The 12173-nt window shown below is 61.0% G+C and carries 13 protein-coding genes; 4 read left to right on the forward strand and 9 right to left on the reverse strand.

From position 1 onward, the window contains the following. The first annotated feature begins 6 nt into the window (after window positions 1–6). The 4 genes from JAO75_RS22160 (at window position 7) to JAO75_RS22175 (ending at window position 4075) form a co-directional block, all read left to right on the forward strand. Window positions 7–1167 carry an acyl-CoA dehydrogenase family protein gene (locus tag JAO75_RS22160; protein ID WP_199051383.1) on the forward strand — a complete coding sequence of 387 codons (1161 nt, stop codon included), beginning with the start codon at window positions 7–9 and terminating at the stop codon, window positions 1165–1167. 8 nt (window positions 1168–1175) lie between these two features. Then, a complete protein-coding gene (locus tag JAO75_RS22165; RefSeq protein WP_199051384.1) occupies window positions 1176–2279 on the forward strand; it encodes an SDR family oxidoreductase in 1104 nt (367 codons plus the stop codon). A gap of 38 nt (window positions 2280–2317) precedes the next feature. Beyond that, window positions 2318–3340, forward strand: coding sequence for a cyclase family protein (locus JAO75_RS22170; RefSeq protein ID WP_199051385.1), 1023 nt, complete (start codon window positions 2318–2320; stop codon window positions 3338–3340). 471 nt (window positions 3341–3811) lie between these two features. Then, window positions 3812–4075: a hypothetical protein gene (locus JAO75_RS22175; protein ID WP_246742659.1), complete on the forward strand. Its 264-nt coding sequence runs from the start codon at window positions 3812–3814 to the stop codon at window positions 4073–4075. 86 nt (window positions 4076–4161) lie between these two features. Here JAO75_RS22175 and JAO75_RS22180 read toward each other — a convergent pair whose 3' ends face one another. The 9 genes from JAO75_RS22180 to JAO75_RS22220 form a co-directional block, all read right to left on the reverse strand. Continuing rightward, window positions 4162–4482, reverse strand: coding sequence for a hypothetical protein (locus tag JAO75_RS22180; protein ID WP_199051387.1), 321 nt, complete (start codon window positions 4480–4482; stop codon window positions 4162–4164). Between the two features lie 61 nt (window positions 4483–4543). Then, a complete protein-coding gene (locus tag JAO75_RS22185) occupies window positions 4544–4975 on the reverse strand; it encodes a response regulator (protein WP_246742656.1) in 432 nt (143 codons plus the stop codon). Window positions 4976–5291: 316 nt separating this feature from the next. Beyond that, entirely contained in the window at window positions 5292–6086 is a 795-nt protein-coding gene (locus tag JAO75_RS22190) for an ABC transporter permease (protein ID WP_199051388.1), read from the reverse strand. Window positions 6087–6095: 9 nt separating this feature from the next. Next, a complete protein-coding gene (locus tag JAO75_RS22195; RefSeq protein WP_199051389.1) occupies window positions 6096–6977 on the reverse strand; it encodes an ABC transporter permease in 882 nt (293 codons plus the stop codon). Continuing rightward, on the reverse strand, window positions 6974–8092 hold the full coding sequence (locus JAO75_RS22200; RefSeq protein WP_199051390.1) for an ABC transporter ATP-binding protein: 1119 nt from the start codon (window positions 8090–8092) through the stop codon (window positions 6974–6976). The genes JAO75_RS22195 and JAO75_RS22200 overlap by 4 nt, the downstream gene beginning before the upstream one ends. A 38-nt stretch (window positions 8093–8130) precedes the next feature. Then, window positions 8131–9180: an ABC transporter substrate-binding protein gene (locus JAO75_RS22205; protein ID WP_425523213.1), complete on the reverse strand. Its 1050-nt coding sequence runs from the start codon at window positions 9178–9180 to the stop codon at window positions 8131–8133. A gap of 46 nt (window positions 9181–9226) precedes the next feature. Further along, complete coding sequence (locus JAO75_RS22210; protein WP_199051391.1) at window positions 9227–9898, reverse strand: RraA family protein; 672 nt, start codon at window positions 9896–9898, stop codon at window positions 9227–9229. Between the two features lie 10 nt (window positions 9899–9908). Continuing rightward, window positions 9909–10715, reverse strand: coding sequence for a nitrilase-related carbon-nitrogen hydrolase (locus JAO75_RS22215; protein WP_199051392.1), 807 nt, complete (start codon window positions 10713–10715; stop codon window positions 9909–9911). A 137-nt stretch (window positions 10716–10852) separates the two neighbouring features. After that, window positions 10853–11764 (reverse strand): LysR family transcriptional regulator, encoded by a 912-nt coding sequence (locus JAO75_RS22220; RefSeq protein ID WP_199051393.1) that lies wholly within the window; start codon window positions 11762–11764, stop codon window positions 10853–10855. Window positions 11765–12173: the final 409 nt, after the last annotated feature.

Raw genomic sequence — 12173 nt, forward strand, 5'->3', positions numbered from 1 at the left:
CGAACGATGGATTTCAGGCTCACCGACGACCAGCGAGCCCTGCAGGAGAGCGCCCGCCGCTTCGCTCAGAACGAACTGCCGGCTCTCGCCGCCAAGATAGAGGAGACGGCGCATCCCGTCCCGCACGTTTGGCTCAAGCGCTATGCCGAGATGGGCTTTCTCGGCATCAATACGGCCTCCGAACTTGGGGGTCTCGGGCTCTCCCATCTTGACGCCATTCTGGTGATGGAGGAATTCGCCAAAGTTTCGGTCGGCGTGGCCTTCCCGATCTTCGAATGCTGCGCCGGCCCCGTGCGCATCGTCGAGCGCCTGGGAGACCCTGCCCTGCGCGAGCGGGTCGTGCCGAAGGTTGTCGCGGGCGAGATGCTCGTGGCTATCTCCATGTCGGAGCCCGATGCGGGAACCGCCCTGACGGATCTGCGCACGCGGGCCCGCATGGACGACGATTCCATTGTTATCAACGGAGTCAAGCGCTGGTGCTCGGGTGCCGGCCACTCCGAAGGCTACGTCGTCTTCTGCCGCTTCGATGGCACACCGGGAGCCAAAGGCATCGGGGCCGTCTTCGTAGACCGTGCAACCCCGGGCCTGACCTTCGGCACGCAGGAGGAGCTTATGGGCTTCCGCGGCGTGCCCTCGGCCGACATGCACTTCGAGGATGTGCGAGTGCCGCGCGAGCACCTCCTAGTCGGACCGGGCGGGTTCCCGAGCCTCATGGGTCTGTTCAACATCGAGCGTCTCGGCAACGCAACGATGGCGCTCGGCGTTGCGGCGGGCGCGCTCGAGCATGTCATGGCCTATGTTCAGGAACGAAAGCAGTTCGGGAAGCCTATAATCGACTTCCAGGCGGTGCAGATCCGCCTCGCGGAGATGGCCATGAAGGTTGAGGCCTCTCGCCTTCTCATTCATCGGGCGGCAGCCAATGCGGGCACGGACCTTCCGAGCGTCCGTGAGGCATCCATCGCGAAATGCTACGCCAACGAGATCACCCGCGAGGTCACCGCCACCGCCCTGCAACTCATGGGCGGCTACGGCTATTCCAAGGAGTATGGCATGGAACGGCGGCTGCGGGATTCCTTCGGCTGGGGGATCGCGGGCGGCGCCATCGACATCCAGAAGGTCAACATCGCAGCCGATCTCGTCGGCCGGCGCTTCGACCAGCGCAAGTGAGGTGAGCGATGACCGGAAAGACCGTTCTGATCGCCGGCGCGACCGGCGTCGTTGGGCAGGCCGCGGTGGAGCATTTCAAGGCGCTTGAGGGCTGGACCACAATTGCTCTCTCCCGCCGCAGACCAGATATTCCGGACGATCGCTCGTACCGGCATATCTCCCTCGATCTGCGCGACCCCGAGGCCTGCCGCGCCGCGATTGAGGCCCTGCCCAGGGTGACGCATCTCGTGTATGCGGCTCTTTATGAAAAGCCGGGCCTCGTCGAAGGCTGGCGCGATTCGGAGCAGATGGCGACGAACCTCGCCATGTTCCGCAACCTCCTTGAGCCATTGCTGGACCAGCCTAGAGGCCCCCGGCATGTGAGCCTTCTCCAGGGCACGAAGGCCTACGGCATCCACATTCATCGGATCGCAGTCCCGGCACGCGAGCGCTGGCCGCGCGACCCGCATGAGAACTTCTATTGGCTGCAGGAGGATTATCTGCGCGAGGCCTCGGAGAGGCATGGCTTCGGCACCACGATATTCCGCCCGCAGGTCGTCTTCGGCAATGTGGTCGGGGTGGCGATGAACCTCACGCCCGTGATCGGAGTCTATGCGGCGATCTGCCGGGAGGAGGGCCTGCCTTTCTCCTATCCGGGAGGCCCGGGCTATGTGCTGGAGGCGGTCGATGCACGTCTCATGGCCAAGGCCCTCGCCTGGGCTGCCGAAGCTCCGACGGCCAGGAACGAGACCTTCAATATCACGAACGGGGATGTCTTCGTCTGGCAGAATGTCTGGCCCGCCATCGCCGAGATGCTGGATGTCGAGCCGGGCCCCGAAAGACCCATGTCGATGGGCACGTTCATGCCCAGCAAGGCGGAGGTCTGGGAGCGTGTCGTGAGAAAGCACGGTCTGCGCGCCCTAGCGCTTCAGGACGTGCTTGGCGAATCCCACCACTATGCCGACTTCACCTTCGCCTATGGGGCGCAGCGGAGGCCACCCCCTGCCCTCGTCAGTACTATCAAGATCCGGCAAGCGGGCTTTGTCGACTGCATCGACACAGAAGATATGTTCCGCGATCTGTTCCGGAGCCTCGCAGCCAAGCAGATTCTGCCCTCGGTGCGCGGCGGGTAGCCAGTATCGTGAGAAACGGATGCAGCAGGGAGGATGACATGACGGAAAAGCGCTGGATTCGACGGCCGGAAGGTGCGAACTGGGGAGACTTCGGACCTGACGATCAGGTTGGCCGCATGAACCTGTTGACCCCCGAACGTCGGCTGCGGGCAATTCGGGAAGTGACGCATGGCCAGACATTCACCTTGAGCCTCCCCCTTGATTATCCTGGCGGCAACTCGCTCTTTGAGTACCGGAAGGAGCCGCGCTTCTTTCACGAGCGGCGCGGACCGGGACATAACTACAACTTCAGGCTCAGCAATGTGTGCGGCTGCTTCTCCGACATCGTCTCGGACGATGCCGTGTTGCTCTACACGCAGTATTCCACACAGTGGGACGCCCTAAGCCATGTCGGTCAGCTCTTTGATGCGGACAGCGACGGCATGGTCGAGAAGGTCTATTATAACGGCTACCGTGGCGGCATCGACATTGTCGGGCCGGACGATGCGCCTAAGGCTCGTGGAGCCCAGGCCCTCGGCATCGAGAATCTTGCCACGAGCGGGGTCCAGGGGCGCGGTGTTCTCGTCGACTTGGAGGCGCGTCATGGCCGCAATCGCGCTGTCGTCAGCTATGATGAGCTAATGACGATCCTGGACGAGCAGCACGCCTCCGTCGAGCCCGGCGATTTTCTCTGTCTCTATACTGGTTTCGCCGACCTGATCCTCAAGATGGGCAAGAGGCCGGACAGGGAGGTCCTGTTGTCCTCCTGCGCTGTGCTCGATGGGCGAGACGAGCGCCTGCTGAATTGGATCACGGATTCAGGGATCGTTGCCATCTGCGCCGACAACTTCGCCGTTGAGGCCTATCCTGCGAAAGAGGGTTCCGGCGAGACCTACCCAGGCCTTCCCTTGCACAATCACTGTCTCTTTAAGCTTGGAATCCATCTAGGCGAACTCTGGTATTTTGCCGAACTTGCCCAGTGGCTGCGCAGCAATGAGCGCTGGAGTTTTCTCCTGACTGCCCCACCATTGCGACTGCCAGGTGCTGTCGGCTCGCCGGCAACGCCGATTGCGACCGTATAAGGAATCGGTTGAATTCCTCTTGACTGCCCTCTCTCTCTCGGAAAGTTGCATTCCCTGCCTAAACATGGGCTGGCCTCGATGGCCATCTCAGTCTCTGTAGGGAATGGCTGCTCCGGGTCACACCAGGAAATCCCGTACCCTTTGAGGGCGTCCGGTGTTCCTGGCTCGAGCTGACGTTCGGTGTTCTGCGCCGCAGTGTTATCACTGTCCTGGGGGGCGAACTCTTGTTCGGAGGGTCGACCCTTGGGAATGGAAAGCAATGAGCCCGCTTGGACAAGCTGCGCCGATGCCTACCTCACAAGCCGTTCGTCAGCTTGATCAGCTTCTGTTGTAGCAACGCGACACAGCCGACATTTCTGCTGGGCCGGCCTGGAGTTGACACTCAGTTCATGTCTAGTAGCCATCCTTTATCAACCACATGGCTACAGGAATGTTGGGCCGGCCGAGAAGGGGTGCAGCATGAGCGAGAAAATGGCTAATCAGCGGAGCCGCGTGACCAATCTCCACGCGGTCCCGACACCGCCCGTTGACGAGAGCGTAGTATCAATAGTCGACCTGCTACAGGAGCATCTGCGTCTGGCTCGTGAAGGCAAGCTACGCTCACTTGCCGTAGTGTCCGTATCCGCCGATGGATCAGCCATTGGCACCCAGTGGTCGTGCGATCCCAGCGACATGGCATCCCTCATCGGCAAGCTCACGGTGCTGACCCATGACCTTATGGCGGCCCGTAAGTAGCGAGACTTCATGGAGCGTCCTCAGATCCCCCACACCCCTGAGCACGCGCTCTTCCGAAGCCGAGCCGTGTAGTCGGGTAAGTGGACCTATTGCTCAGTGAAGAAGGTGAGCACCACCTTGCCCTTGTCGCTGACAAGGCAAACGAAGCGGTTTGGTTTGTCGCTTTTCTCGCGCTGGAGATAGGCCTCGCCCATGATCACCATGTGGATCGGCGTATCCTCGACCTTGGTGTCCGCCTTGGAGATGGCCAGCGACTGTATGTCAAAAGTGAGATGCCCAAACGAGGGTGACCGCTCCTTAAGAGCCGCCAACCCTGACAGGCGGCAAGCCTCGACCTCAGCTGGCACCTGAGCAAGGGCTGAGTACGCTAGAAGGGTGCTCGCAAGAACGGCTAGTGCAATGCGCATAGGTCTCCTCCTTGTAGTGAAGGTTCGACGATAGATCCTGTTGCGGGTCTAGTGTGGGCAGCTAGTGAGACGACGTGGCCTCTACGGCGCGAAGTACTTCGTCGACCAGCTGCGGCAGGCGGTACGGCTTGGCGAGAAACGCTGCGCCCGGCGGAAGGCGATCGGCGTAGCACCGGCGCGAGCGGCCTGAAGTCAGGAGCACGGCAATTCCGGGCTGTGCCTTGAGGGCCTGTTGGGCGAGCGCGCATCCATCCAGCCCTCCTAAGTCGATGTCCGTGAACAGCACGTCAACGGCCTCTTCAGCGAGGATGGCGTTGGCCTTTTCGGCGCTGGTGGCGAACAGGACTGTGAAACCCGCCTCCTCGAGCGCCTCGGCTGCCACAGCCCCAACAGGCAGGTCATCCTCAACGACGAGAACGCGGGTGCTGCTTGCCTCAGCGAGCCGGCACTCAGGCTGTGGGACACGGCTCCAGAGAAATGAGATCGGCATCATGCTAGTGGCCCTTCTCGTGCGAGTTCTCTGAGCTAACCCGGAAGCCGAAGGGGGCGTTCACACGCACAATCACCTTCTGGTCAATATGTTGAGAGATCTGTTAACAGCTCCCCGAACCCAGGCAGACTGTAGGCCCTCTGATGCCGTCCTAGAGCTAGCAGCCCTTACTTTCCTTGCAGACGTCACGGGTCGGCAGCGACGATCCCCTGCCCTTCAGGAACGTCCGGTATTCCTGTCTTGAGGAGACATTCCGTCTGCCTCGGCTCCGTGCCAGGAACGAATATTTCCATACATCGGTAAGACAGATAGCTTCGCCTCACTTCACGAAGGTCTTCGAAAGGCCGATGGTGCGGTCAACGATCATCACGACTGCGAGAGTGAGCAGGATCAGCAGCACCGACACACTCGCTACGAGAGGGTCGGCGCGGCTCTCCACGTGATGGAACAGCTCGACTGGAAGGGTGGTGAGGCGTGGTCCGGTGAGGAAGAGCGTGATGACGACCTCGTCGAACGAGACGAGGAAGCACAGGGCTGTCGCCGCCACGATGCCGGGTGCCATCATCGGCAGCGTCACACGGTGAAAGACTGTGAGCGGACGGCCACCGAGCGTCGAGGCCGCCTCCTCGCAGGCGAGGTTGAGATTGCCCAGGGTCGTGGCGATCACGCGAAGCGCATAGGGAAGCGTGATAACGAGGTGGCCAATGACGATTCCCGTAAAGGTTCCAAGAAAGCCGACGGACGCAAAGATGATGAGAATGGCGAGCCCGAGTACGATTGTCGGCAGCAACAGGGGCGCAGTGAACAGATTGTAGAGAAATGTCGATCCGAGAGTCCGCATCCGAACGATCACATAGGCAGCCGGGATCGCGACTGCGAGAGAGATCGCCGTGACGATGACACCAAGCGTCAGACTCGTCCAGAAGGCGGAGATCATCTTCGGATTGTCGGCGAGCGCCGCATACCAGCGCAGCGACCAGCTCTCCGGCGGGAATGAGAGGATCTGCTCACCGCTGAAGGAGAGCGGCACGACAAGGATGACCGGCGCCAGCAGGAAGAGAAAGAGGATTGCGACCAGGAGCTTCATGGGTGCAGAGGTGTTCGTGTCTTCCATGACCTTCTCCTATTCGATGGCGCGCAGGACGCGGGCATAAGCTGCAAGCGCCGCGCCGAAAATGATCAGCACCAGCATCGAGAGGGTCGCCGCCAGCGGCCAGTTCAGCGTAACGATAGCCTGGTCATAGATTTCCGTTGCAAGCAGGAAGATGCGTCCTCCCCCGAGTAGCTTCGGCGTGATGAAGGACGAGACCGCGAGAACGAAGCAGAGAAGGCAGCCGAGCGCGATGCCAGGCAGCGTCAGGGGCAAGATCACCCGCCAAAACGTCTTTGCCGGCGGAGCGCCCAGCGACATTGCAGCTTCCTCCACCCGTGGGTCGAGACGCCCGAAGCCTGCCAGCAGCGACAGGATCATGTAGGGCATCAGGATCTCCGTCAGGCCGATAATGACACCTGTCGTGTTGAACATCAGCCGGGGTGGGGCAATGCCCAGGGCCGCGATTGCGCTGACGATCGGCCCCTGATCGGCGAGCAGTGCGATCCAGCCATAGGTGCGCACGACGGCGGAGGTCAGCAGGGGCGATATCACCAGAACAGTCAGAAACGTGCGCCAGCGCCCGGTGCTCCGGTGCAGGTACAGGGCGATAGGGTAGGACACGATCAGGGTCGCGATGGTGATGCTGAGGCTGACCGTAATCGAATTGATGATCAACTCGACATAAAAGGAATCGCCGAACAGGCCCGTCCAGTTGGCCAGCGTGAAGGTCTCACGAACGCCGCCGCCCGCCAGGGCTTCATTGAAGGACATCCGCAGCAGGTTGAGAACCGGCAGGATGAAGCCGATGGCGTTGATGAGCGCGATGGGAAGGAGCAGCGCCGCCGCCGTCCCGGTCCGGCCGAGGGCCGGGCGCGACACCGTCGGGGCGGTCGGAACCGTGATTGTCATCATGCGCCTCTCCCGAACACCATGGTATCCTCCACGCGCCACAGGACCGCGACAGGCGTGCCGACAATGCGAAAGCCTCGCCCGTGGTCGGAAGCGGCCTCGACGACGATTTCCGCTCCGCCGACATCCACGCTGTACTGAAGAAGATCGCCGACGAAGGTGACCCGCTTCAGATGTCCGGCAAGGCGGTTGACCTCCTGGCCCGCAACATCCTCGACCGAACCTTCCTCGACAAGCTTCATGCGGTGCGGGCGCACCATGATCTCTACCTTGCCGCCAGGTCGACCAGGTACAAGCACCTTCATGGCTCCGATAGTCACGCTGCCGTCGCCTTGGGCCGTGCCCTTAAGGCGGTTCGTGCGGCCGACGAACGAAGCCACGAATGGCGATGCCGGATGCTCGTAGACATCGACAGGCGTTCCGACCTGTTCGAGCTTGCCTCCCTGCATGACGACGACCTTGTCGCACATGCTCAGCGCCTCGACCTGATCGTGCGTCACGAAGACGGCCGTGATGCCGAGGCTCTGCTGAATGTCGCGGATTTCGTTGCGCATCTCGTCGCGCAGCTTCGCGTCGAGATTCGAAAGCGGCTCGTCGAGCAGGAGGATCGAGGGACGGATCACGAGGGCGCGGGCCAAAGCTACGCGCTGTTGCTGTCCGCCCGACAGTTCCCGCGGCTTACGTTCGGCCAAAGCCTCGAGCCGAACCATGCCGAGTGCCTCCTTCACCCGCCGCTCGATCTCTGGCTTCGGCACCGAGCGCATCTCCAGCCCGAAGGCGACATTCTTCGCCACGCTCATGTGCGGGAACAGGGCGTAGCTCTGAAAGACCAATCCCATGTCGCGCCGGTAGGTCGGCATGATGGTGATATCGTTCGACCCTACGACGATGCGTCCGTTGGTCGGCTTGATGAGGCCTGCCACCATGCGAAGGGTTGTTGTCTTACCGCAGCCGGAAGGCCCGAGGAGTGCCACGAGTTCCCCTTTCGGCACCGCCAGATCCAATGCAGCTACGGCGACAGATTCGCCGTAGCGCTTGGTCAGCCCATCGAGACGCAGGTGCACGTCGCGGCCGTCGGATACGGTCGCGCTTCCGCAAAGGACCGTTTGATGCATCATGGCGTTCTCCAGCGGGCGTTCGGCTGCGGCAGGTCAGGTTAGCGGCTCAGAGGGATCACGCGGCGGCGCCACTGCTCCGTGATCTTGTCGCGAATGCCGGCCACTGCGATCCAGTCGATCCCGATCATCTGGTCCATCGAGCCTGCCGCCGTGCGTGCTAGAGCCTCCTTGGAGATCTTGTCCCTCGCCTTGGAATTTGTCGGCGCATAGAACATGGCCTCCGTGAAACGCGCCTGGGTTTCGGGGCTGAGCGCATAATCGACGAAGGTCTTCGCTGCGTCGCTGGCGGGCGCATTCTTCACGAGATTGATCGTGTTGATCTGGAAGCCGCTGCCTTCCTTGGGCAGGGTCACTCCAAGCTTGCTTCCTTCCGCATCCGAGTAGACCTGGGCTCGTGCGTTCCAGCCGATCCCTAGTGCCGCTTGACCGTTTGCGATGGGTGTGTAGACGTCAGGCTTGGGATCCCAGGTCTGTACGTTAGGCGCCAACTCGCCGAGCTTCTCGATGCCAGCCTCGACGCTCTTCTTGTAGTCCTCGCCACCTGCCATCTTGTTGGCGATGATTGTCAGGGTCGTGCCCTGAATGTCGGGAACCGCTGGAACGGCGACCTTACCGGCATATTGCTTGTCCCAGAGGGCGTTCCAGGATGTGGGAGGCGTTTTCACCTGATCCTCGTTGTGGAGGAGAACGAGGTTGTCGAAGGTTACTCCGACGCCGCCGACGCCCTCGATGCGGGCGTTCGGATACAGGTCGGCAACGTTTCTGGAGACGCTCTCGTCGACCTTGTCGAACAGCCCTTCGTCGGTGGCCGCCTTGGCGACGGACACGTCCATGATCATGACATCGATCTGCGGGGCCGCCTTCTGGGCACGGAGCGTCCCGAGCATTTGGGCCGAGTTCGGCATGCCGTAGAACTGCACCTTGATGTTCGGATTTGCCTTCATGAAAGGCTCGACGACGGCCTTCATGTAGTGGTCCTGGAAGATGCCGCTATAGGCGGCGAGAGTCACCGTCTTCTCCTGAGCCATAGCAGGTGTCGAGGCGGCAAAAGCGATTGCCGAGACACCGAGCAGAGTGCGCAACTTAATCATCGTCATTGTTCCCTCTGTTTTTGATCTTTTCGAAATCGGCGCGTCAGGCGACGCGCCGGGCCATCTCCTCCACGATGCGGGTCGCGCCGGAGATGTCCGGCAGCTTCTCGCCATTGCGAAGCCGCTCCAGCAGTTTAATCTCCGCCTCCTGCATGCCAATGGCCCGCTCGGCGGCCGCTTTCGCCTCAGCCGGATTGAGTGCGATCACGCCGCTTTCATCGGCCAGGATCGCATCGCCCGGCTCGATCACCTGTCCACCGACTGTGACCGGCACATTAATCGCGCCTTCTAGCCCGAGGATCTTGGTAGTGATCGGGGATGGACCACGGCACCACATGGGCATCTCGACCTTTCGAATCTCCGAGAAATCGGTGGCGGGGCCGTCGACGATGCCGGCTTTCACACCGGCAATCTTCATGGAATGGGTAACGACGCCGCCCCAGCATGCATGCTTGTTGTCGCCGCAGCGATCCACCACGACGATGTCGCCAGGACGAACGAGCTTTGTGAGGTAGTGCAGGATCGTGCTGTCGGCATGCGGCAGCCTCACGGTAACCGCGGTGCCCGCAACGCGCTTCTCTGGCAGCACAGCGCGCAGTTCCCGGTCGAGGAACCCCGAATGGAGGAAATGGCCTACAGTCGCGGTCTCGACCTGCTCCAACAACGCAATCAGTTCATCAGAAATCTGCTCAGGCATGGGGTTGACGGTGAACATGCGGATCTCCTCAGGCCAGGACGTGATGCTGAGCGACGGGGACGTTGCGGCGTACATGTCCGGTGTAGTCGAGGTCGAGACGAGCACTGGTTGTGGCGACCCTGTCCGAGCACTGCGCCACGACATGCCCCCAGGGGTCGATCACCATGGAATGACCCCAGCACCATTTCTTGCCGTCTGCATGCGACAGCACCTGTCCGACGGCCAGGAAGTAGGTTTGCGTCTCGATGGCTCGAGCGCGGGCCAGTGTTTCCCAATGATCCTTGCCGGTCATAAGCGTGAAGGCCGCAGGCAGCACGATGACATCGGCGCCGGCATCGCGCAGCTTCCGGAACAGTTCGGGGAAGCGGATGTCGTAGCAGATTGCGCAGCCGACCGTGACGTCGCCAACCTTGTAGGTCACAACGTCCTCGCCGCGGCTGATCGTGTCCGACTCCCGGTAGCTGATGCCGCCGGGGGCATCCACGTCGAAGAGGTGGATCTTACGGTAGCGAGCGATCTCCTCGCCTGTCGGGCCGAAGACCAGGGTCGTGTTGTAGTGATTGTTGCCGTCGCGCTCGACAACGCTTCCCGCATGAATTGTGACGCGGTGCTTGGCGGCGAGGCCCGACATGAGCTTATAGGATTCTCCATCGGGAAAGAACTCGCCGTTCCCGTGGATGTTGTCGCGCCCCTCACCGAGATAGGCGTAATATTCCGGCAGGACGATGAGATCCGGCGCCTCATCGCTCACCGCCTTCTCGATCATCGCAGCGGCGGTTTTCAAATTCTCTGACTTGTTGTTCTGAGAATTCATTTGAATTAGACTAACCTTCACGTCACGGCCTCCTCTGAACTTGAGGCCGAAATGTGAGCGCACTCTCCGCTTTTGGACAAACACGAAATACTTTCCCTGTAGGCCAAGATTTCCTTGTTCGGCACCGCACAATGGTGCTTCCGGCGTCTGGAACGCACCTACCATGATGCTCCGTCGGTCTGTGCCTGGGAAAAGCCATAGGCGACCTCCTGCGCCATCTGTGCCACCACGGACGCAATGAGATTGTCCGGATGATCGGCGTAGATTGCGTGAAAGCTGAGAGGTGGAAAGGCGGGCGTCACATCGAGCTGCACCAGCGTTCCAGCCGTGAGCTGCTCTCTGACGATCACTTTCGGCAAGGGTGTTACACCAATCCCGTCCTGCGCGAGGCGGATGATGGTGGCGAGGGAGTTGGAATTGTAGATCGTCGGGTCCTCGATCCCCGCATCGGCGAGTTGCCTCAACACCCGGTGGTGAGGCACGCTATCCTTGGAATAGGCCAGGATCGGCTGATCGGCGACCTCGGCCAGAAGCAGCGGCCTGTCGGGTAGGCCGAGTTTCGGGCTTGCGAGCCACACGCAGCCGAAGGTGCACAGATCGAGATTTATGATATCCGGCGCCACTACCGGCCCCATGATCAGCGCGAGATCGACTCTCCGCTCGGCCACCTCGCGGGCGAAGTGGAGGCTCGTATCGGTATTGAGGTCGATGGCGATGCTCGGATAGCGCGCCCTGAGCCGCTCGATGAACTGCGGCAGCCAAGCATGGACGATGGAATCGATCGTGCCGATCTTGATCGATCCGCGCAGGCTTCCCGGGTCGCTGACAGCCTCTCGGAATTCGTTGGCCACCCGGACCAGCTCTTCCGCTTTCGGAACGGCCTGCTGCCCAAGGCTTGTCAGGCGAACGCAGCGTACGTCCCGCTCGAAGAGCCTTATTCCGAGATCCCGCTCCAGGGTTGCGATGCGGTTGGAAACGGCCGCTTGCGTGGTGTGTAGCCTCTCCGCAGCCGCGCTGAAACTACCCAGCCTTGCAACCCAGAGGAAGGTTTCCACGAAACGGAGGTTCATTCGCTAGGCTCCTAGAACGGGCTTTCGCTTCGAGCTTAGCTTCCTCTTCCCTGAGTGGCGATGCAAGACATCTTCAGATGACCCGGCTTAATTGTTCACTTCATGCCGAGAACACTTCTGTTGAGTATCTGTGTTACTTTTACGTTCCTTTGTTACTTCAGATGCAGCATGGGACGATAGCAATAATCATACGATGGCCGCCGGATACATACCAGCATGAGAGAAGGATTACCGAAGGAGCATGGAGGCTTTGATCGGATCTGCTCATGAATGCGGCGAAAGCTTAGATACGAGTCCAGCGAAACAATACTGTAACTTGTGGCGGAATGTCCGCTAATGGGATGGACCGGCCGTGCTTACCGGCGCCCCCTTCTTCAGGGGGCGCCCAGCACGAGGATCTGAACCATGC

This window comes from Microvirga splendida (assembly GCF_016427565.1).
Taxonomy (GTDB): Bacteria; Pseudomonadota; Alphaproteobacteria; order Rhizobiales; family Beijerinckiaceae; genus Microvirga; species Microvirga splendida.